Source organism: Bradyrhizobium sp. PUT101, from assembly GCF_052043945.1.
Lineage (GTDB): Bacteria > Pseudomonadota > Alphaproteobacteria > Rhizobiales > Xanthobacteraceae > Bradyrhizobium.
In genome coordinates, this window is record NZ_CP197207.1 from 4060891 (window position 1) to 4080827 (window position 19937).

The following is a 19937-nucleotide window of genomic DNA, read 5'->3' on the forward strand; positions in this document are numbered from 1 at the left end:
AAAGTCTCCGGTCAATAAGGGGGAGAATCAGGTCGAGGCGATACCGAGGCGGCCGAGCGGCGGCGCCTCGCGGCCGGCGGCTTTCGCCGCGTCGCGCACCAGCCGCTCGAGCACAGCGAGGTAGTCGAGGAAACGGCGGCGGCCGGCCCTGGTCAGGCGGCAGGTCGTGTGCGGGCGGTTGCCCTCGTAGCCCTTGGTCATCTCGACGAGGCCGGCCTCCTGGAGCACGGCAAGGTGCCGGCTGAGATTGCCGTCAGTGAGGCCGCAGAGCTGCTTGAGATCGCCGAATGCCAGCCCCTTGGGATGCGCCATCAGCGAGGTCAGGAGCCCGAGCCTCGCCTTCTCGTGGATCACGCGGTCGAGTCCTTCGTAAGAGAAGGGCGCGCTGTCAATCTTCGACATCGTTGTCTCCGGACGCGAAATGCAGAATGGCCGCCATCACCGATTGCCCGATCACGAAGGGCAGGCCCATGGTCCATGGCGACAGCGTGTGAGTTCGGCTCGCGAGCACCACCACTGCGAAGCCGGACAAGAAATACCAGGCGCCGGCGAGCGCGACGGTGCGCGGCAGTGAGCGGACCGAGGCAAAGATGCCGAGCGACACCAGGATCTGCCACAGGCCCGGGAGCAGCCACAGTGTCTCGCTCGCGAACTTCCACATCACCACCGCGAGCAGCACGCCGGCAACGCCCGCCGGCAGGAACTGCTCGACCGCCTGATGGATCATGGCGTCCGCCAGGCCCGAATGGTGACGGCGCGAACGCGCCCGCATCTCGATGCCGATCATCAACCCCGAGAGCACGGCGGCACTGAACCAGCCGATGAAGAATCCGAGCGGCTCGCCGGTGGGGTCGTCCAGCAGCCAGAACTGCAGAACCGCGGTGATGAGCGCGACGGCGCCGGTCGCCACCATCGTCGCCGGGCCGTAGCCGCGGAAGGCGGTGCCCGCAGCTATCTGGCTGCGGATCGCCACGATATCGGCCAGCGCCTTGTCGAGATCGCGCATCGGCAACGCCAAATCCTCGTTCCACCCGGGTGTTTCGGGACGTGATGTCCCGTTACTTTGTATTGCAAAGTATATGGCGCCGCAAAGCAAAGGCAAGCCCGAATGTCGCGACAGCCGGATCGAATCCGAACGGGCAACTGGCGGTTGCACGCCCCCTGCCCTCACGGATAAGATGGATCCAGGAGCGTTCCAGGGGGCTGGTATGTGGCTGAGGTCGTTTGCCGTTGCGTTTGTATTGCATGTGAGTGTTGCCGGCGCGAATGCGGCGGGACCGTTCGGTAGCGTCAGTGTTGGCAACTGGATCGGCGGCGCCTTCAGCAATGATCAGACGGGCGCCTTCTCCCATTGCGCCGCGACGACGCCCTATGCGAACGGCGTCATCCTCGTCGTGAGCCAAAATGCCGCCGGCACCTGGTCTCTCGCCTTTGCGAGTCCCAGCTACCGCTTCAACAAGGGCGAGAGCGCCGCGATTGACGTGACCTTTGACGGACAGGAGCAAGCCAGGCTGTACGCCACGGCGTATCAGTCCAACATGCTCACGGCCATCATGCCGCTCAAGGTCGTGCGTACGTTTCAGAAGGCGAGCCTTATGGTGGCAACAGCCGGCCGCGCCGTTCTGAATTTCGATCTGACATCGACCGGGCCGGTCATCTCGGCATTGGCCAATTGTGTGAGCAAGGTAAAAGCTGACGGGCTCGACAAGGCCGGCGACTTCACCAAAAGTGCGGCCAAGCCGGCAGCGACTGCGGAGAGGCAGGCGTCACCGCCAGCCAGCGGCAAACCTGCGCGGTCCAAGAGTGGCACCGGCTTCGTGGTGAGCGCGAGCGGGCACATCGTCACCAACCACCATGTGGTCGACGGCTGCGCCGGTGACATCAAGGGCAATCTCACCGGCGAGGCCGCAATGGTGCTGCGCATCGTGTCGAGCGACTCCAACAACGATCTCGCCCTGTTGCAGGCACCGTCGACGACGACATTCAAGGACTTCGCCCGAATTCGTGACCGCTCGATCCGCTCCGGCGATTCCGTGGTCGCGATCGGTTTTCCCTACCACGGACTGCTGACCTCGGACTTCACCGTGACGACCGGCATCGTGAGCTCGCTCAGCGGCATGCGCAACGACTCGCGTTTCCTGCAGGTCAGTGCACCCGTACAGCCCGGGAATAGCGGCGGGCCGCTGTTCGATAGCACCGGCCATGTCGTGGGCGTGGTCACCGGAAAGATCCCGGCATTGCGTATCGCCGCTGCGACGGGAAACATTCCCGAGAACATCAATTTCGCCATCAAGACCGGCGTGCTGCGCGACTTCCTCGACAATTCCGTGGTGCCCTATCAGACCGCCGAGCCGAAGAGCGAGCTCAAAACCACCGACATCGCCGCCAACGCCCGGCCGTATACGATGCTGATCTCGTGCAATGGGACGGAGCAGGCGGACGCGAAGCGGTAGCGTAGGCCGCGCTTCAATCACCCCTGTCATTCCCCGCGAAAGCGGGAAATCCAGTACGCCGCGGCCTCGCGACTCAACCACGACCGTCTCGGAGTGCTGGGTCCCGGGTCAAGCCGGGCGATGACACCGGTGATAGGGATGCATGCCCGCCCCTCACTCGTGACAGCGCGACGCCTTCGCCGCCTGCGGCTCGTACTGGTCGCGCAGGCGAACCCAGTCCATCGGATAGGGCAGCCCCTCCTCGTGACGACCGAGCGGCGTGAGGTCGAGATATTGATAGGCGGCGTTCATCATGTCGAGACCACGGGCGAAGCAGGAATAGGTGTGGAAGATCTCACCGGCGTCGTCGCGGTAGAACACGCTGATGCCGGGCAGCTCCGAACCGTAGATCGCGGTCGTGCCGAAATTGTATCTGGGCTCGCCGGTCGCAACCTCCTCCTGCGAGAACGTGACGCCGCAGTCGCGGTTGAAGTCGGTACCGCCTGAGGAAACCCAGTCGAAAGTCCAGCCCATCCGCTTCTTGAAAGCCTCGAGCTTTGCGCTGGGTGCCAGCGAGACCGCGGCCATGGACGTGTCGCGCGCGGCCAGGTGCGGCACCATGCGTTCGAACCCGTCGGCCCAGAACGAGCAGCTCTTGCAAGCCGCGTCCCAGTCGGGTGCGAACATCACATGCTGCACGACCAGCTGCGGACGGCCTTTGAACAGGTCGCCGAGCGGCACAATGCCGTTCGGCCCGTCGAACTGATAAGCCTTGTCGACCTTGACCCAGGGCAAGGCGCGGCGCTGCTCTGCGAGGCGCTCGCGGGCCGCCGTGAGCTCCTTCTCGCGCGCCAGATGGGCCTTGCGTGCGATGATCCATTGCTCGCGCGAGACGATCTGATGGTGCTGCATGGCGTTCTCCTTTGGCGTCAGGCGACGAAGGCGTCGAGCTTGTCGAGGAACGAGCTCCAGCCGCGCCGGTGGTTGTCGCGTGCGGTCTCGTCGAAGAACTGGGCGTGATGGAAGATCATCAAGGTGCCGGCACCGTCCGGCTTCAGCGAGATCGTCACAAGCGATTCGCGTTCCGGCGTCGAGTGCCAGGCCCAGGTGAAGACGAGCAGCTCGTTCGGCACCACCTCGCGATAAAGGCCGCCGGCCTCGAAATATTCGCCGTCGTCGCGGGTGAAGCTGATGCGGTAGCGGCCGCCGACGCGAACGTCGAGCTCGGCCTGAAGCGTCGCCTGCTGCATGTTCGGCGGCCCGAACCATTGCGCTAGCTGCGCGGCTTGCGTCCAGGCGGCGTAGACCTTTTCGGGCGGCGCGCGGAGCCGGCGCGTGAGCGTGAGGCTTGGACGTTCTGCCGGGCGTTCGGCGGCGTCGGCGGCTGCGTTGGCCATTTCTCATCCTCCACGAAGGCGGCGAGACGATCGAAATTGTGGGACCAGAACTGCGCATAGCGATTGAGCCAGTTCATCGCCTGCTCCATCGGCTGCGCGGTAAGCCGGCAGGCGACCGTGCGTCCGGTCTTCTCCCGCATAATCAGGCCGGCATCCGTGAGCACGTCGAGATGCTTCATGATCGCCGGCAGCGAGACCGGAAACGGCGCGGCCAGCTCGCTCACCGTCAGGCCGTCCTGCTCGCCGAGACGCGCCAGCAGGGCACGCCGTGTCGGGTCGGATAGCGCCGCAAAGGTCCGGTCCAGCGTCTCGTCCCTATACTTAACCATATGGTTTAGTATAGACGCGAGCGGAAAGGCGTCAAGCAGGAACCCGTTCGCACGGGTCCCCACGACTGCGTGATCAGGCGAGCGTAGCGCGATCAGTACGGAGTGACAGGCCGCGCGCGCCGGTGCGGCCGCGGTTGAGGGACCTGTTGCTGACCGTAGGCAAAGCGAGGATTGCGGTCGCAGAACAGCAAGCGGCCGGAGACGCTGGCCTGGCATTGCTCATAGGTGCTGTAGGCGCATTCGCCGGGATAATCGTACTCGCCGCCCTGCGCGCACCAGGGATAGTCGCGCGCGGTGGCGGGGGTGCTGGTGGCGAAACCGACGAGAACCATCGTGGCCAGCGCCGGCAGCGCCAATTGCATCATGCGCATGATTTCCAATTCCTCTCTTTGTGACGCGAGATACGGCCCCACATATCATCAGGTTTCGTTGCGCCCTTTTATTCCAGATCAACGGAATCGAGCGCGCAAGAAAAAAGCCCTGCCGAACGGCAGGGCTCCATCTCAGTCATCACAAGATCGCTACTCGACCTTCAGGCCGGCGAACTCGACGACCTTCTTCCACTTCTCGGTCTCGGCCTTGATCTCCTCGCCGAACGCTTCCGGGGTCTGCACCCGCGGCTCGCCGCCGAGCTCGACCAGGCGCTTGGTCATGTCGGGCTCCTTCATCAGCGCGTTGACCTCGGCGTTGAGCTTGGCGATGATTTCCTTCGGCGTGTTCTTCGGCGCACCCATGCCGAACAGCGCGCTGGCCTCGTAGCCCTTCACGGTCTCGGCGATCGCCTGCACGTCGGGCAGTTGCGGGGAGCGTTGCGCGGTGGTGACGCCGATCGCGCGCAGCGCACCGGAGCGGATGTGCTGGATGATCGAGGGCATGTTGTCGAAGATCACCTGCACCTGGCCGCCGAGCAAGTCGGTGATCGCGGGCGCGGCGCCGCGATAGGGGACGTGCTGCATCTTGCAGCCGGTCATGGCCATGAACATCTCGCCGGACAGATGCACCGAGGTGCCGTTGCCGGACGAGGCCATGTTCACCTTGCCGGGATTGGCCTTCACATATTCGATGAACTCGGCGACGTTCTTGGCCGGCACGTCCTTGTTGACGGTCATCACGTTCGGCACGCGCTGGAACGAAGCGACCGGCGCGATATCCTGCACGAAGTTGAACTTGAGGTTTTTGTAGAGCGAGGCATTGATGTAGTTGGCCGGATTGACCAGCTGCAGCGTGTAGCCGTCGGGCTCGGCATTGACGACCGATTCGGTGGCGATATTGTTCCCGGCGCCCGGCTTGTTCTCGACCACGAATTGCTGGCCGAGCTTTTCCGAGAGCCGCTGGCCGAGCAGCCGCGCCAGGATGTCGGTGGCCCCGCCCGGCGGATAGCCGACCACCCATTTCACCGGACGAGCCGGATAATCGGCGGCAAGGGCCTTCGACAGCGGGGTGGCTGCAAGCGGACTGGCGGCGAGCAGGCCCAGCGCGGTACGGCGAGTGATCATCTCAAGGGTTCTCCCAGTGTTGTTCTTGAAAGTCGGATAGCTTGAAAGTCGCGTCGGTTGTAACAAAGCTTGCCGCAGGCGGAAAGTGCGCGCGGCGCATCGTGACGAAAGGATGAGACATGCCGCTCAAGGTTCACGCCCTGGATCATCTCGTGATCAATGTCAGCGATGTCGCGGTGACCGCGGAATGGTATCGCAAGATTCTCGGCATGGAAGTCAAGCTGTTCGATCCCGGCGGCGGCAGAGCGCCCCGTACTTTCCTTGAATTCGGTAACCAGAAGATCAACGTCCGGCAACGCGATGCCGACAAGGTGGAGTGGTTCACCGCCGGGCACCCGACCGCCGGCAGCGAGGATCTGTGCTTTCTCACCTCGGCCACGCCGGACGAGGTGGCAGCGCATTTGCGGGCGCATGGCGTCGCGATCGAGGCAGGCCCGGGCCCGAGGCAGGGTGCGCGCGGCACGCTGCGCTCGGTCTATTGCCGGGACCCGGATGGCAGCTTGATCGAGATCTCGTCGTACGAGGATTGAGGCGCGCCTCGGCCGCATACGTCCCTCGATTTGCTCCCCGCGCCATCCGGTGGCAGGAAGACGCAATAATCGAAAGGCAGCCGTCAGCAAGATGCAGGCTGCACGGGAGGACACATGGCTATCCAGGAAACCACCGCCGGAATCGTGGGCCCCTTCGACGGGCTCGACGTGCCCTGGCTCTTGAGGGTGCGCGCCGAGGTGCGCAGCTCACATCCGTTCCTGATCTGGGCGCCGTTCGACGCGCCGGCGCGGCACTGGAGCTACGGCGAATTTCACGAGCGTGTCGGTGCGCTCGCGGCAGGGCTGGCCAGGCGTGGCGTCAAGCCCGGCGAATATGTGCTCATTCACCTCGACAACTGCATCGAGGCGCTGCTGGCCTGGTTTGCCTGTGTCGAGCTCGGCGCCATCGCGGTCACCACCAACACCCGCTCGGCTCCGGCCGAGATCGAATATTTCGCCGATCATTGCGGCGCGGTCGCCGCGATCACGCAGCCGGCCTATGCGGAAGTCGTCGCGCAGAGCTGCCGCAACATTCGCTGGATGGCGGTAACCTCGCATGATGCCGGCACGGCGCCCGCGCAGGCCGTTTCGCGCGGCGACCGTTTCGAGGCGTTGTTCGCCGACAGCGCCGACCGCCCGCGGCGCGCGACCGATCCGCTGGCGCCTTGCAGCGTGCAGTACACGTCAGGCACCACGTCGCGGCCGAAAGCGGTGCTGTGGACCCATGCCAACGCGCTGTGGGGCGCCAAGATCAACGCCGCACATGAGGATCTGCATGCGAGCGACGTGCACCAGACCTATCTGCCGCTGTTCCACACCAATGCGCTGGCCTACTCCATGCTGGCGACGCTATGGGTCGGCGGATCCTGCGTGATCCAGCCGCGCTTCTCCGCCAGCCGGTTCTGGAGCGTCGCGCGCGAGCACGGCGCGACCTGGACCTCGACCATTCCGTTCTGCATGAAGGCCCTGCTCGAGCAGGAGATCCCGAAGGACCACAAATTCCGCCTGTGGGGCTCCGCCATCAACGAGCCGCCGGCCTTTGCCGCGTTCGGAATCAAGGTCATCGGCTGGTGGGGCATGACCGAGACCATCACCCACGGCATCGTCGGCGAGGTCGATCAGCCCAACATCCCGATGTCGATCGGCCGCGCCGCGCCCGAATATCAGATCCGCATCACCGACGACGACGGCCGGCCGACGGAAGTCGGCGGCACCGGCAATCTCTCGATCAAGGGCATCCCCGGCTTGTCGCTGTTCGCCGAATATCTGCACAACGAGAAGGCGACGCGCGAGAGTTTCGACGAGCACGGCTTCTTTCTCACCGGCGACCGCGTCGAGCGGCTTCAGAACGGCTATATCAAGTTCGGTGATCGCGCCAAGGACATGCTGAAGGTCGGCGGCGAGAACGTCGCGGCCTCCGAGATCGAGCAGGTGATCGCGCTCGTCCCCGGCGTGCGCGAGGCGGCCGTGGTGGCGAAGACGCACCCGATGCTGGACGAGGTGCCGGTCGTCTTCATCATCCCGCAAGGCGGCGTCACGGGCGCCGCGCCCGACCTGCATGACAGGGTCATGGCGGCCTGCCAAAAGGGCCTCGCCGACTTCAAGGTGCCACGCGAGATAAGATTCGTCGACGACATGCCGCGCTCGACGCTGGAGAAGGTGGCGAAGGCGGAGCTCAGGAAGATGGTCGGGTGAGGTACAGTCGTTCCGGGGCGGTGCAAAGCACCGAACCCGGAACCTCGAGATTCTCAGGTGCGCAAGTGCGCGCCGGAGTTCGCGCTTCGCGGCCCCTGGAATGACTCGTCAAAGTTCAAAACGATCCCAGCGCCACCGGCCGGAACGCCTGCAACAGCTGCTGATCGAGCTTGCCGCCCATGCCTTCCATCATCGTGAAGGCACGGGAGTGGGTGAAGGGCATGCGGTAGGCGCGCTTCTCCACCAGGGCGGCGTAGATGTCGACGATCGTCGTCAGCCGCACGATGTCGCTGATCTGGTTCGACGACAGGCCGTTCGGATAGCCGGAGCCGTCGAGGAATTCGTGGTGATGCAGCACCACGTCCAGCATCTCCGGCGGGAAGCCGCCTTGCGCGGCGAGCGCTTCATAGCCGCGACGCGGATGCTGGCGGACCTCGGCCATCTCCTCGTCGGTGAGCTTGCCGGGCTTGTCGAGCAGCGCAACGGGAACGAAGGCCTTGCCGACGTCGTGCAGCAGCGCGGCGCGGGTCAGGCGGCGCTGGTCGTCATCGCGCATGCCGAGATGCTGGGCGAAGGCGACGGCGAAGCCGGTGACGAACAGGCAATGGCGATAGCTGCCGACATGGTGGCAGCCGACCGTGGTCAGCCATTCGCGCAGCGAGGAATGCTTGATCGCCTTCAGGATCTTGCTCTCGGCCGCAATGATGTCGTCAAAGTTCAGGGGCACGCCGAGCGGCAGCTTCTCGAACATCCTGGTCAGCACCGCGTGCGCCGCCTCGACGCCGCGGTTGAGCGTCTTGCCGCGATCGGTCGCGTCATAGGCGGCAGTGTCCGGGAAGGCGGCGCGGATGCGCTGCAAGATGGCATCGGCCTGAAGCGGGCGCGAGATGGTGTCGGTGGCCCCTAACGCCCAGGCCTGCATGGTGCCGTGATGCAGGGCGTCTGCGAGCACGAACAGCCGCGGCATCGAACGGTAGGCATCGCCGCGCAGCTTGTTGCGGACCCGCTGCACGCTTTCGGGCGAGCGCAGGTTGATGTCGACCACGAGGCCGGAGAGATCGCGCGCCGGTTGGGCGGGGATGGCCTCTGTCGTCACCGTCGAGACGTCGCCGACCGCTTTCAAAATGCTGGCGAGCTCGCTGCTCTCGTCGCTGCGATCGGAGGCGAGCAGAAGCCGGCGTTTGGCGGCGGGTTTGGCTGCGGCGTTCATGACTTCCCCAAAGCACGGGACTGGATTTGGAGACAACCTAAGCCGCATCAGGTTCTCCGGCCCTTAAGAGGCGTGCTCAATGGAGCCCTGCGGAATTAAGCGCAATTTTACGGGTTTTGGCTTCCCCGCAGGCGGGAACTTCAAAACCGCGAAAACAACCCCATGCACAGTAGAAAGGGCATTGATAGCACAGGGGAATTCGAAACCGCTCTCGCCCCCTCGCCACTGTCATCGCCCGGCTTGACCGGGCGACCCAGTACGTCGAGACGGCGCGGCTGGAACCGAGGGGCCGCGGCATACTGGATGCCCCGCTTTCGCGGGGCATGACAGCGAGGCTGTGGAGGCGACGTTCAAAAAAATCCGCCGGAGATTGCCTCCGGCGGATCAACTCGTTCGGCAATCGCAGACGGCCCTACGCCTTCATGCTCGCCTTCACCGCCTCCGCCGTGATCGGCAGGGCGCGGATACGGGCGCCACTGGCCTTGAAGATGGCATTGCCGATGGCGGGCGCCACCACGGTCACCGCGGGCTCGCCGACGCCGGTGGCCTTCTCGCCATTGGCGATCACGGCGACCGCGATCTCGGGCGTCTGGCTCATGCGCAAGGGCCTGTAGCTGTCGAAATTGGTCTGCTCGATGCCACCGTCCTTGAGCGTCGCCTTCTCGTACATCGCCAGCGACAGGCCCCACAGCGCCGCGCCCTCGACCTGGGCGCGGATATTGTCGGGATGCACCTGCGTGCCAACGTCGGTTGCGACCGTGAGCTTCTTCACGGTCACGGCCCCCGACGGCGCGACGGCGACGTGAGCCACGCACGCCGTCCAGCTTGCGCTCGCGCGTTCCTGCGACGACACGCAGGCGACGCCCATGCCCTCGCCTGTCGGCAATTGCCGGGTGCCGTAGCCGGACAGTCCCATCGCGGCGAGCAGCGTGTTGCGCAGCCGCTGCGCGCCGCCGTCGTTCTTGCCGGCGCCGTCGAGCAGCGAGATGCGGAACTGCGCCGGATCCTTGCCGGTCGCAGCAGCGATCTCGTCGATCATGCTTTCGACCGCCCAGAAGGTCCAGCCCGGCGCCACCGAGCGAAGCTGGCCGGACGGCGTGGCATTGTGCGCGAGCTCGTTCTTGATCGCGCGCACATAATGGTTGGGCACGGTGTAGAAGAAGTCCGCTCCATTGACCGTGAAGGAATCGAGCGGGCCCTTCTTGTCGACCGAGGGCGTCAGGAAATCGGGGATTCCCCAGCGCGCGGTCGGCCAGGCCGAGACCACGTCATGGCTGATCGCAATCAGCTTGCCGTCACCGTCCACGCCGGCCTTCACTTTCTGATAGGTGAGCGGACGCGAGAAATCCATCGTCATGTCGTTCTCGCGCGAGTAGATCACCTTGACCGGCTTGCCGACGGCCTTCGCCGCCTGCACCGCCGGAATCATCATGTCGGCATCGAGACGCCGGCCGAAGCCGCCGCCCAGCCAATGCTGGTGCATCACCACGAACTTCGGATCGATCCCGGCTGCGCCTGCGGCGATCGCACCGGAGCGCGTCGCAAACTGGTTGCCGGAATAGATGTGCAGGATGTCGCCCTTGAACTCCGCGGTGGCGTTCATCGGCTCCAGCGGCGCGTGGATGTTGATGCTGGTGGTGTACTCGGCCTCGACCACCTTGGCCGCGGAGCCGAAGGCTGCATTGGGATCGCCGTCCTTGACGAAGAACTGGCCGGAATCCTCCAGCTTCTGGAGCCGCTTGGCTTCATCGAGCAGCGACTGGCTCGACAGCTTCGCGTTCGGACCGTTGTCATAGGCGATCTTCAGCGCCTGTGCCGCCTTCCTGGCGTTGGCGTAGGTGCTGGCGACGGCGACGACCCAGCCCGACGTCGTGCCGGTCTTGTCGTCGAGCGTGACCGCCTTGATGAAGCCGGGCACCTTCTTCGCCGCGCTGTCGTCGACCGATTTCACGGTGGCGCCGAAGCGCACCGGCGGCGTGACCACCGCACCATAGGCCATGCCCGGCAGCATCACGTCGATGCCATACTTGGCCGTGCCGTTGGTCTTGGAGGGGATGTCGAGCTGCGGCACCGACACCCCGATCAGGGTGTATTGGTCCGGCGTCTTCAGCTTGATGGCCTTCAGCTCGTCCGGCGTGAAGGTCTTGGTCGCCTTGCCGCTCTTCACGACGTCGGCGAACGACATCTGCTTCTTCGACTTCGGATGCACGATCATGGAATCGCGCACCACGAGCTCCGACGCCGGCACGCCCATTGCGGCGGCCGCACCTTCCGTCAGGGCCATGCGGCCGGCGGCGCCCGCGCGGCTCATGGCGTCAAAGTTCATCATGGTCGACCAGCTGCCGCCGGTGATCTGGGCGCCCAGGACGGGATCGTTGAACTTGGGGTCGTTGGAGGCGAGCGATACGCGCATGTCGCTCCATTTCGCGCCCAGCTCCTCACAGACGAGCTGCGCCATGGTGGAGGCGACGTGCTGGCCCATATCGGCCTTGCCGCAGGTCACGGTGACGAGACCATCCGGCGAGATCGCATACCAGACGCTCGGCTCGAAATTGGCGGGCGCCGCGGCAGCCGCAGCATCGATGCCGGGCACGCCGGCATAGCCGAGCACGAGGCCGGTCGCGGCGGTGCCGACGAGGAAGGAGCGGCGGCTGAGATCGGTCGTCGCGGGGACGACGTTCTTCACGTGCTCGTTCATGTGGGCCTCCGCTCGCTGGAGGTGGTGGACGCGGTGCGCATCTCGGACGCGGCACGCATGATCGCCTTCTGGATCCGCGAATAGGTCATGCAGCGGCAGAGATTGCCGTCCATATGCGCGACCACTTCTTCCTTGGTCGGATTGGGATTCCTCGCAAGCAGCGAGGCCGCCTGCATGATCTGCCCCGACTGGCAGTAGCCGCATTGCGGCACCTGCTCGGCGATCCACGCCTTCTGCAAGGGATGATCGCCCTTGGCGGAGAGGCCTTCGATGGTGATGATCTTCTTGCCGGCGACGTCGCCGACCATGGTCTGGCACGAGCGCACGGCTTCGCCGTTGACGTGCACCGTGCAGGCACCGCACAGCCCGGCACCGCAGCCGAACTTGGTGCCCGTCATCTGCAATTGCTCGCGGATCGCCCAGAGGAGCGGCGTGTCGTTCGCCGCATCCACGGACAGACTCCGCCCGTTGATGGTGAGTGTTGGCATAGGCGTCTTCCCCTGCCGGTGCATGAAGCCGCTTACGGCGGCAACTTGTGCGGCGGACGCCCACCGGGCTGGCGTCAGCCTTGCCCACGAGAATGATCGCGTTCAGGCGCGGAGGCAAATGCAATTTGGAAGCAGTCCAAAAACCACCTCCGCACCCGCCCGTTGTGCGCCGCGCCAACGGCACCGCCGCAGCTACTGGACACAACGGCGAGTGTGCCCCGACATGCGTGCCATCGCATTCCGGCAGTTTCTTCCAGGTAACTTCGCAAAGTAGAATGGAGCCAATCGCGACCCTTACCACCCCTGGAGGACAGGGCTATCGCATATGGAAGCGCGGCGGGAAGCTCGCCTGCGGCCATCCTTCGAGACGCCCGCCTCCGGCGGGCCCTCAGGATGAGGGCGGAGTGTGCAGCGGCAGTTTCAAAGGACACCGCTCTAGCGAAGCCTCATCCTGAGGAGACCGCGGAGCGGTCATCTCGAAGGACGAGGCGCTTGCTCAGACCTTTCCGAGAGATCATATGCGATTCCCCTCCCCTCCAGGGGAGGGTGAAGCACTGAAGTCGCGACTGGAATAAAACGAAAGGGCGGAAGCAATGCCGAGGATCGATCGGGACGGCGTCGGGATCTACTACGAGGTTCATGGCGAGGGTCCGCCGTTGCTGCTCACGCACGGCTATTCCTCGACCTCGGCGATGTGGCATGGGCAGGTCGATGCGCTCGCGAAGGATCACAAGCTGATCCTGTGGGACATGCGCGGCCACGGCCAGTCCGACTATCCCGACGATCCCGGCGCCTACAGCGAAGCGCTGACTGTCGGCGACATGGCGGCGATCCTCGATGCGGTCGGCGCCGAGCGCGCTGTCATCGGTGGTCTCTCGCTTGGCGGTTATATGTCGCTCGCGTTCTATCGCGCGCATCCCGGCCGTGTCCGCGCGCTGCTAGTCATCGATACCGGGCCGGGCTTCAAGAAGGACGACCCGCGCGAGGCGTGGAACGCGCGGGCGCTTGCCACCGCCGACAGGCTGGACCGCGAAGGTCTCGACATGCTGAAATCGGCGACGCGCGAGCGCGCCACCGCCAGCCATCGCAACGCCAGGGGACTGGCGCTCGCCGCACGCGGCATGCTTACCCAGCGCGATGCGCGCGTGATCGAGCTATTACCCGACATCGAGGTGCCGTCGCTGATCGTGGTGGGCGCCGACGACACGCCGTTCCTCGCCGCGTCCGATTACATGGCGGCAAAGATCCCCGGCGCACAAAAGGTCGTGATCCCCGCCGCCGGACACGCCGTCAACATCGATCAGCCCAAGGCTTTTATTGACGCGGTCGAGCCTTTCCTGAAGAACTTGCCGGCATAGGTCGATCAAGCAAGGACGTAGGCGATGAAGCGGGCGATGCTGGCTGCGGGCGCGATGTTGCTGTCGATATCTGCGCAGGCCGAACCGTTCGGCACCGTGCCGCCGCGCCGGCCCTTCGTCGCGACCTTGTCGAACAACACGCCGCTCGCCTTCGGGATGGATGCCGAGCAGAGCGCGCGCGCCCTCGGCCAGCCGCTGCGATATGTCCGCGGACGTCCGGGCAACGAGATCTATCTCGCTTTGCGTAATATCGGCGGCAGCGGACTGATCCCCTACCGTCACCGCCTGTTCCTGCAATTCCGTCACGGACGGCTGGCAGGATGGAAGGAGGACTACGGCGAGAACTGGATGTGGGAGTGAGGTGTCTCCCCTCATCCTGAGGAGCTTGCGCAGCAAGCGTCTCGAAGGATGAAGGCCCGGCTGAGGCGTCGAGGGCCTCTATCCTTCGAGACGCGCGCGAAGGGCGCGCTCCTCAGGATGAGGGGTGAGAGCTGAAATTACGGATCGAAGACCATCAAGAAGGACAACCGGCGTGGGACAGGACATCAAGCTGACGGCCTCCGACAATTTCCAATTCGGCGCCTATCGCGCTGACCCCTCCGGCACCCCGAAGGGTGCGGTCGTGGTGATCCAGGAGATCTTCGGGGTCAATCACCACATTCGCTCGGTCTGCGACCGCCTCGCCGAAGAGGGCTATGTCGCGATCGCGCCGTCGATCTTCGATCGCACGTCACCCAACTTCCAGTCCGGCTATTCGCCCGACGAGATCGCCGAGGCGCGCAAGTTCGTCGCCAATCCCGATTGGGCCGCGATGCTGCGCGACACGCAGGCCGCGATCGATGCAGTGAAGAGCGTTGGCCCCGTCGGCATCATCGGCTTTTGCCTAGGGGGCAGCATCGCCTTCGTCGCGGCGACGCGGCTGTCGGGGCTGAAGGCCGCAGTCGGCTATTACGGCGGCGCGGTCGTGCGCTTTGCCGACGAGACGCCGAAGGTGCCGACGCAGCTGCATTTCGGCGAGAAGGATGCCGGTATCCCGCTGACCGACGTCGAGACCTTCAAGTCGAAGCGGCCCGACGTCGAGGTCTTCATCTATCCGGGCGCCCAGCACGGCTTCCATTGCGACGAGCGCGCCAGCTACGACAAGGCCAGCGCCGACATCGCCTGGCCGCGCAGCATGGCGTTCTTCGCGAAGCATTTGAAGTAGGACGCTTCTCTTTCCGCTGTCATTCCGGGATGCGCCGGTAGGCGCAGGCCCGGAATGACGAGGAGAGAGTTGGCCGAAACCTAGAACCAGCGCTCGCCAACGAACACGGTGTCGCCGGGGCTGAGGGGCGTACCGAGCGGCACCACGGCGCGCATGGAGCCGCCGTTCTCGGTGTGCGTGACGGTGACCACGTCGCGCTTGGCACGCGGCGAGAAGCCGCCGGCGATGGCGACCGCGCTCTCGACCGTCATGTTCGGCACGTAAGGATATTGGCCGGGCGCGAGGACCTCGCCGAGAATGAAGAACGGACGATAGGCCTCGATTTCGACCGCTACGGACGGCTCGCGGATGTAGCCGTTGCGCAGGCGCGCGGCGATCTCGCCGGCAAGTCCTGCGGTGGTGCGGCCGCGCGCCGGCACGGCGCCGATCAGCGGCATGGTGATGGAGCCGCCGGCGTCGATCGAATAGCTGTTGGTGAGACCTTCCTGGCCATAGACCACGACGCGAAGCTTGTCGCCGGCGTCGAGATGGTAGGAGGCGCCATTGCGCACCGTCATCGGCGCGGCGTAGCCGACCGGCATGGGTGCGGGCGACGAGGCAAAGGAGTTGCGCAGCGCGCCGATGGCGCCGCCGCCGTCGGCGACGACGACCGGCTGCGGCGCGCTGTAGGGCTGGCCATAGGCCATGGAATCGAGATCGGCGCGCGGCTGCATCACCGCGACGGGACCGGCGGTCTGCATGCAGCCGCCAAGGCCAAGCGCGGCGGACGCTGCCAGGGACGCTGCCAAGATCGACCATCGAAACGCGCGTGCAACCGGCACCGGACCTATCCCTCGAAACGAGACGGCTCCAGTGATGCACCGGTTATGGTTAATAAAGCGTTTGCGGGGCGATGACGGTGCCACCCTCCCCTGGAGGGGGAGGGTAAGAAACGCGCGCTGTCGCGATGAGTGAGCGACATACACGCTCACGCCGACGGCCGATCGGGCAGGACACGCCGGTGCCGCGGCGGGAATTGAAGATCAATCCCGGGAATAGCCGATCAACGGCTTGCGCGGGCGGAACAGGATCATCAGGAGAATGCCCAGAATGCCGAGCACGGCGAAGACCGGCTGATCCAGCACGAGGCGGATCACCGAGGTCCAGAGCCAGGGCGCCTTGGCCTCGACCCAGTTGCGGAATGCCGACTGGCTGGCCTGATTGATGTCGTTCCAGAACTGGCCGAACCGGGTGAAGCTGAGGGTCTGGTCGGCCACCCAGCGGGCGCCGTCATAGACCATGAAGATGAACCCGCCGGCGAGCAGCAACAGCCCAATCAGTCGGAAAAAGCCGCGGATCATGCCACACCTACGATGGCCGTCCGATCGGACGACCTCTTGGAACGTTGCCAGCCAATAGCCGGGCGACGGCAGAAATTCAACCTCTTCAGGGCGTTACGGCTCCATCCGGGCCATCAAAGGCCAGATTCCCAGCTCCCGAAAGCGTTGACGGTGCCAAAGACCCTCTCTATAAGGGCGCCAATTGGCGGTGGGCGCAATCCTGCCGCCGCTGTTCTTTGAGCAGTTGCAGGCACCTTGAGCTTGAAGACTCTGTTGAGCTTGAAGACTCTTTGGAGCCTCAGAGACGGCCGCAGGGCCGTCGCTCATGTTCCGGGAACGGCCCAGCAACCGAACACCCTAAATCCGAGCGTCGATTACGCGGTCAAGCAAGCCGGCGCTACCCGACCAAGACGCGACCGGTACCCGCAAAGGACATTGAGACCATGGCCAATACCACTTCCGCCAAGAAAGCGACGCGCAAGATCGCCCGCCGCACCGCCGTCAACAAGTCGCGCCGCACCCAGATGCGCGGCGCCGTGCGCACCGTCGAGGAAGCCATCAAGACCGGCGATCGCGCCGCTGCCGTGAAGGCCCTCGCGAGTGCCGAGCCCGCTCTGATGCGCGCCGCCCAGCGCAACATCATTCACAAGAACAACGCCAGCCGCAAAGTCTCGCGCCTCACCGCGCAGATCGCCAAGCTCGCCAAGTAGTCTTCGCGAAGTAATCTCGCGACATCATCTGATCGGTCGATCCGGTCAGCGCGTCAAACAGCCCGGCATCGCGCCGGGCTTTTTTGTTGACTGTCATATTCACGCCAGCGGTCACGCGAGGTCCGATGTTGGATGATTTGCATCGCCTGCGTTATTTTTCGTCCCGCCGTTTTGCTCGCCGATGTCTTGCAGCAGCGGAAGCTTCACCGCGTTGCAAAAACCCCTGCGCTGCGGGCTCGAATTGAATCAAGGCCGATGAGAGGCCTGCACACCGTAGATTCACTGGGACGCGTGTGGCCGGGGAGTTACCCTGCAAAACCAGTCTCGAAAAGCGATGCACCAATAATCACTTATCAACATAGCAGCGACAAGCATTTGGAAAATTCGCTCGCGCATAGGGTGCGTGACGAATTTGTAAAAAAATTTTGGCGGTGGCCGAGAATTGTCACACGATGCGCGACATTCTCGATTCTGTGCACGGATTCAAAAACTTGCTTCGGAGCCTGTGAACAAGTCGCGCGCGGCGTTAACCGAGGTCAAGTTTTTTGACGCCTCAAGTGTGAATCAATTCCGTTGCGAGTCTTTCCGCTTAGTGTATTCCTTAAGTCGTCAGCGGCGCCCACGATCTTCAGACCAGTGCGGTTTAGGAAACGGGGCGAACGTGCAAATCGGCGGCGGTGTGCACGTAGGCGACGCTTCAACAAGCGATGTCGGTTCAAAACCCATAGCAATATGGGAATGGTAGCTGTTTGTCTGAATGTCTCCAGGCGGGATCTTCCCGCTCGCGCCCGGCGCAATATGAGAGACATCGCAATGCTACCCCGGCGCGCAAGGTGGCGAAGTCGAGCGGACGACCAGTACATTGGGCAGGCATCCGCGACAGGAGTACGGCGCGGTTGTCTTCAGGACACGCAGGACCTTGTCGTGAGTGATCACGGCAGGACGGGGAGGTATCATGTCTTACGGACTCAACGCGGTATTGAAGCAAGTTTCCTATTCCAATGATGCCGTTCTAGCTCCGTCGGATATCCAGCCTCCCGCGTGTGACGGAGCGCCGAGTACGCGCTGACCTCGCGACCCCTCCATCCCCAGACATCGCTGATCTGACCTGCGGCGTCCGCGCCGAACGGTCGAGCTATGCCTGACGATGGACTCGCTTGAGGTCGCGCCACTTCAGGGACCGTGGCAGGAACCCTGCATGGCGCTCACAACGCAACTAAATCTCTCAAGAGAAGTTTTCTGACGATGACAATGGAACAGGATCGCTGGTCACGCGTGAAGGGTCGGCTGCGCTCGAGCGTTGGCGAGGACGTCTACACGAGCTGGTTTGCACGCATGGACCTTGAAGGCGTGCAGGACGAGAGCGTGCGGCTATCGGTGCCGACGCGTTTCCTGAAGAGCTGGATCCAGGCGCACTATGCCGAGCGCGTGCTGTCGTGCTGGCAGGCCGAGATGCCGGAAGTGCATCGCATCGACCTCACCGTTCGCTCCGCCGTGCGCCCGGTGGTGCAGGCGAAGGAAGTGCCCGCGCCGGTCGAGGCGCGCCGCGCACCGATGCCGGAGCTGCGCTCGACCGCGACCGCGCCGGTCTCGGCCAATCACGACGCGCTCGGCGGCTCGCCGCTCGATCCGCGCCTGACCTTCGCGAGCTTCGTCGTCGGCCGCTCCAACACGCTGGCGCATGCGGCCGCACGCCAGGTCGCCGAAGGTCGCCGCGGCGATCCCGTGATGTTCAACCCGCTCTACATCCATGCCGGCGTCGGTCTCGGCAAGACGCATCTGCTCCAGGCGGTGACCTGGGCCGGCAATTCCGGCAACGAGCGCAAGGTGCTTTATCTCACCGCCGAAAAATTCATGTACGGCTTCGTCGCCGCGCTGAAGACGCAGACGGCGCTCGCCTTCAAGGAAGCGCTGCGCGGCATCGACGTGCTCGTGATCGACGATCTCCAGTTTCTCCAGGGCAAGTCGACGCAGGCCGAGTTCTGTCACACGCTGAACGCGCTGATCGATGCCGGCCGCCAGGTCGTGATCGCGGCCGACCGTCCGCCGTCCGATCTCGAAAGCCTCGATGACCGCGTGCGCTCGCGGCTGGCAGGCGGTCTCGTGGTCGAGATGGGCTCGCTCGGCGAGGAGCTGCGCCACGGCATCCTCAAGTCGCGCGTCGCAGCTGCCCGCGCCCATCATGCGACGTTCGAGGTGCCTGAGGAGGTGCTGCATTATCTGGCGCGCACCATCACCCATAACGGCCGCGACCTCGAAGGCGCGATCAACCGTCTGCTCGCGCATTCCAAGCTCAACAACCGGCCGGTGACGCTGGAAATGGCGGAGCACGAGGTGCGGGACCTGGTACGGCCGCAGGAGCCGAAGCGGATCAAGATCGAGGACATCCAGCGCGTGGTGGCGCGGCAGTATAATGTCAGCCGCTCCGACCTGCTGTCCTCGCGCCGCACCGCCAACGTGGTCCGCCCGCGCCAGGTGGCGATGTATCTCGCCAAGACGCTGACCTTGCGCTCGCTGCCCGAGATCGGCCGCCGCTTTGGCGGACGCGACCACACCACCGTGCTGCACGCCGTGCGCAAGATCGAGGCGCTGGTCTCCAAGGACACCGCGCTGTCGGAAGAGGTCGAGTCGCTGAAGCGCCAGCTCCAGGAATAAAGGCCTACTTCTTTGGCCTCTCCCCGCCTGCGGGCAGGTCAATCGTAGAGGAGGCTCGCGCACACCGGCGGCCCCACAGCGTCGTGGCCGGGCTTGTCCCGGCCATCCACGCCTTTCTCTGCGGCACCAAGAACGTGGATGCCCGGGCCTTCGCCTCGCCGAAGCGGCTTCGGCCGCGCAGGCGGGACAAGCCCGGGCATGACGGATCGAGACAGCCGAAACTGCCTGTAAATCGTGGGGAACTGCTCCCGGTCCCTTGAATCCGGGGGCCATCCGAGCCACCTTGCGCGACCCTGGCGGCTTTGGTCATATCGGGTGGATGATCCGGCTTTTCGGGGTCTTCGGTGCCGTGGCGCGCGTCCCGCCGCCCGGCCTTCTCAACGCTGTGTTTTCCTTGGGGATCGGGCGAGTAGTGC

19 protein-coding genes and 1 pseudogene are annotated in these 19937 nt (G+C 64.6%); 8 read left to right on the forward strand and 12 right to left on the reverse strand.

Annotated elements, in window-relative coordinates; genetic code table 11:
• Window positions 1-27: 27 nt before the first annotated feature.
• Together ACSHT2_RS19715 and ACSHT2_RS19720 are read right to left on the reverse strand one after the other, a co-directional pair.
• Window positions 28-402, reverse strand: coding sequence for a transcriptional regulator (locus ACSHT2_RS19715; protein ID WP_440635936.1), 375 nt, complete (start codon window positions 400-402; stop codon window positions 28-30).
• Complete coding sequence (locus ACSHT2_RS19720; protein WP_440635937.1) at window positions 389-1006, reverse strand: hypothetical protein; 618 nt, start codon at window positions 1004-1006, stop codon at window positions 389-391. The genes ACSHT2_RS19715 and ACSHT2_RS19720 overlap by 14 nt, the downstream gene beginning before the upstream one ends.
• 202 nt (window positions 1007-1208) lie before the next feature.
• Between ACSHT2_RS19720 and ACSHT2_RS19725 the strand changes: the two genes are divergently transcribed.
• A complete protein-coding gene (locus ACSHT2_RS19725) occupies window positions 1209-2453 on the forward strand; it encodes a S1C family serine protease (RefSeq protein ID WP_440635939.1) in 1245 nt (414 codons plus the stop codon).
• A gap of 153 nt (window positions 2454-2606) precedes the next feature.
• On the opposite strand, the gene ACSHT2_RS19730 is transcribed toward ACSHT2_RS19725, so the two are convergent.
• The 5 genes and pseudogenes from ACSHT2_RS19730 to ACSHT2_RS19750 all read right to left on the reverse strand — a co-directional run bounded on the left by ACSHT2_RS19730 (window position 2607) and on the right by ACSHT2_RS19750 (window position 5654).
• Window positions 2607-3344: a DUF899 domain-containing protein gene (locus tag ACSHT2_RS19730; protein ID WP_440635940.1), complete on the reverse strand. Its 738-nt coding sequence runs from the start codon at window positions 3342-3344 to the stop codon at window positions 2607-2609.
• Window positions 3345-3361: 17 nt separating this feature from the next.
• A pseudogene (locus ACSHT2_RS19735) lies at window positions 3362-3697 on the reverse strand (SRPBCC family protein); the annotation flags it as partial.
• An 8-nt stretch (window positions 3698-3705) separates the two neighbouring features.
• A complete protein-coding gene (locus ACSHT2_RS19740; RefSeq protein WP_440635942.1) occupies window positions 3706-4158 on the reverse strand; it encodes an ArsR/SmtB family transcription factor in 453 nt (150 codons plus the stop codon).
• A gap of 92 nt (window positions 4159-4250) precedes the next feature.
• Complete coding sequence (locus ACSHT2_RS19745) at window positions 4251-4529, reverse strand: DUF3551 domain-containing protein (protein WP_440635943.1); 279 nt, start codon at window positions 4527-4529, stop codon at window positions 4251-4253.
• A gap of 150 nt (window positions 4530-4679) precedes the next feature.
• Window positions 4680-5654, reverse strand: coding sequence for a Bug family tripartite tricarboxylate transporter substrate binding protein (locus ACSHT2_RS19750; RefSeq protein WP_319332997.1), 975 nt, complete (start codon window positions 5652-5654; stop codon window positions 4680-4682).
• A 119-nt stretch (window positions 5655-5773) separates the two neighbouring features.
• Here ACSHT2_RS19750 and ACSHT2_RS19755 point away from each other — a divergent pair, with 119 nt between their 5' ends.
• Together ACSHT2_RS19755 and ACSHT2_RS19760 are read left to right on the forward strand one after the other, a co-directional pair.
• Window positions 5774-6184 (forward strand): VOC family protein, encoded by a 411-nt coding sequence (locus tag ACSHT2_RS19755; protein ID WP_440635944.1) that lies wholly within the window; start codon window positions 5774-5776, stop codon window positions 6182-6184.
• A 114-nt stretch (window positions 6185-6298) separates the two neighbouring features.
• Window positions 6299-7879: an ATP-dependent acyl-CoA ligase gene (locus ACSHT2_RS19760; RefSeq protein ID WP_440635945.1), complete on the forward strand. Its 1581-nt coding sequence runs from the start codon at window positions 6299-6301 to the stop codon at window positions 7877-7879.
• A 115-nt stretch (window positions 7880-7994) separates the two neighbouring features.
• Here ACSHT2_RS19760 and ACSHT2_RS19765 read toward each other — a convergent pair whose 3' ends face one another.
• The 3 genes from ACSHT2_RS19765 to ACSHT2_RS19775 form a co-directional block, all read right to left on the reverse strand.
• Window positions 7995-9089, reverse strand: a complete 1095-nt coding sequence (locus ACSHT2_RS19765; RefSeq protein ID WP_319333005.1) for an HD-GYP domain-containing protein — start codon at window positions 9087-9089, stop codon at window positions 7995-7997.
• Between the two features lie 412 nt (window positions 9090-9501).
• Window positions 9502-11787 (reverse strand): molybdopterin cofactor-binding domain-containing protein, encoded by a 2286-nt coding sequence (locus ACSHT2_RS19770; protein ID WP_440635946.1) that lies wholly within the window; start codon window positions 11785-11787, stop codon window positions 9502-9504.
• Window positions 11784-12275, reverse strand: a complete 492-nt coding sequence (locus ACSHT2_RS19775) for a (2Fe-2S)-binding protein (protein ID WP_440635947.1) — start codon at window positions 12273-12275, stop codon at window positions 11784-11786. Before ACSHT2_RS19775 ends, ACSHT2_RS19770 begins: the two co-directional genes overlap by 4 nt.
• Window positions 12276-12868: 593 nt before the next feature.
• On the opposite strand from ACSHT2_RS19775, the gene ACSHT2_RS19780 reads away from it, so the two are divergent.
• From ACSHT2_RS19780 to ACSHT2_RS19790, 3 genes are all read left to right on the forward strand, one after another.
• Window positions 12869-13633: an alpha/beta fold hydrolase gene (locus tag ACSHT2_RS19780; protein ID WP_440635948.1), complete on the forward strand. Its 765-nt coding sequence runs from the start codon at window positions 12869-12871 to the stop codon at window positions 13631-13633.
• Window positions 13634-13657: 24 nt separating this feature from the next.
• Window positions 13658-13993, forward strand: a complete 336-nt coding sequence (locus ACSHT2_RS19785) for a hypothetical protein (RefSeq protein WP_440635949.1) — start codon at window positions 13658-13660, stop codon at window positions 13991-13993.
• Window positions 13994-14165: 172 nt separating this feature from the next.
• A complete protein-coding gene (locus ACSHT2_RS19790; protein ID WP_440635950.1) occupies window positions 14166-14837 on the forward strand; it encodes a dienelactone hydrolase family protein in 672 nt (223 codons plus the stop codon).
• Between the two features lie 80 nt (window positions 14838-14917).
• Here the strand turns inward: ACSHT2_RS19790 and ACSHT2_RS19795 are convergent, their stop codons facing one another.
• Window positions 14918-15658, reverse strand: a complete 741-nt coding sequence (locus tag ACSHT2_RS19795) for a polysaccharide biosynthesis/export family protein (RefSeq protein ID WP_440635951.1) — start codon at window positions 15656-15658, stop codon at window positions 14918-14920.
• 201 nt (window positions 15659-15859) lie between these two features.
• The gene (locus tag ACSHT2_RS19800; RefSeq protein ID WP_440635952.1) at window positions 15860-16177 is read right to left on the reverse strand and encodes a hypothetical protein; all 318 of its coding nucleotides are present in this window, start codon (window positions 16175-16177) and stop codon (window positions 15860-15862) included.
• 422 nt (window positions 16178-16599) lie between these two features.
• Here ACSHT2_RS19800 and rpsT point away from each other — a divergent pair, with 422 nt between their 5' ends.
• Together rpsT and dnaA are read left to right on the forward strand one after the other, a co-directional pair.
• Window positions 16600-16866: a 30S ribosomal protein S20 gene (gene rpsT / locus ACSHT2_RS19805; protein ID WP_028178125.1), complete on the forward strand. Its 267-nt coding sequence runs from the start codon at window positions 16600-16602 to the stop codon at window positions 16864-16866.
• 1245 nt (window positions 16867-18111) lie between these two features.
• Window positions 18112-19521, forward strand: a complete 1410-nt coding sequence (dnaA, locus tag ACSHT2_RS19810) for a chromosomal replication initiator protein DnaA (RefSeq protein WP_440635954.1) — start codon at window positions 18112-18114, stop codon at window positions 19519-19521.
• Window positions 19522-19937: the final 416 nt, after the last annotated feature.

Bases quoted from the DNA above. Each gene is read 5' to 3' on its own strand.
- ACSHT2_RS19715 (WP_440635936.1), bottom strand. From the start codon at position 402: ATGTCGAAGATTGACAGCGCGCCCTTCTCTTACGAAGGACTCGACCGC.
- ACSHT2_RS19720 (WP_440635937.1), bottom strand. From the start codon at position 1,006: ATGCGCGATCTCGACAAGGCGCTGGCCGATATCGTGGCGATCCGCAGC.
- ACSHT2_RS19725 (WP_440635939.1), top strand. From the start codon at position 1,209: ATGTGGCTGAGGTCGTTTGCCGTTGCGTTTGTATTGCATGTGAGTGTT.
- ACSHT2_RS19730 (WP_440635940.1), bottom strand. From the start codon at position 3,344: ATGCAGCACCATCAGATCGTCTCGCGCGAGCAATGGATCATCGCACGC.
- ACSHT2_RS19740 (WP_440635942.1), bottom strand. From the start codon at position 4,158: ATGGTTAAGTATAGGGACGAGACGCTGGACCGGACCTTTGCGGCGCTA.
- ACSHT2_RS19745 (WP_440635943.1), bottom strand. From the start codon at position 4,529: ATGCGCATGATGCAATTGGCGCTGCCGGCGCTGGCCACGATGGTTCTC.
- ACSHT2_RS19750 (WP_319332997.1), bottom strand. From the start codon at position 5,654: ATGATCACTCGCCGTACCGCGCTGGGCCTGCTCGCCGCCAGTCCGCTT.
- ACSHT2_RS19755 (WP_440635944.1), top strand. From the start codon at position 5,774: ATGCCGCTCAAGGTTCACGCCCTGGATCATCTCGTGATCAATGTCAGC.
- ACSHT2_RS19760 (WP_440635945.1), top strand. From the start codon at position 6,299: ATGGCTATCCAGGAAACCACCGCCGGAATCGTGGGCCCCTTCGACGGG.
- ACSHT2_RS19765 (WP_319333005.1), bottom strand. From the start codon at position 9,089: ATGAACGCCGCAGCCAAACCCGCCGCCAAACGCCGGCTTCTGCTCGCC.
- ACSHT2_RS19770 (WP_440635946.1), bottom strand. From the start codon at position 11,787: ATGAACGAGCACGTGAAGAACGTCGTCCCCGCGACGACCGATCTCAGC.
- ACSHT2_RS19775 (WP_440635947.1), bottom strand. From the start codon at position 12,275: ATGCCAACACTCACCATCAACGGGCGGAGTCTGTCCGTGGATGCGGCG.
- ACSHT2_RS19780 (WP_440635948.1), top strand. From the start codon at position 12,869: ATGCCGAGGATCGATCGGGACGGCGTCGGGATCTACTACGAGGTTCAT.
- ACSHT2_RS19785 (WP_440635949.1), top strand. From the start codon at position 13,658: ATGAAGCGGGCGATGCTGGCTGCGGGCGCGATGTTGCTGTCGATATCT.
- ACSHT2_RS19800 (WP_440635952.1), bottom strand. From the start codon at position 16,177: ATGATCCGCGGCTTTTTCCGACTGATTGGGCTGTTGCTGCTCGCCGGC.
- rpsT (WP_028178125.1), top strand. From the start codon at position 16,600: ATGGCCAATACCACTTCCGCCAAGAAAGCGACGCGCAAGATCGCCCGC.
- dnaA (WP_440635954.1), top strand. From the start codon at position 18,112: ATGACAATGGAACAGGATCGCTGGTCACGCGTGAAGGGTCGGCTGCGC.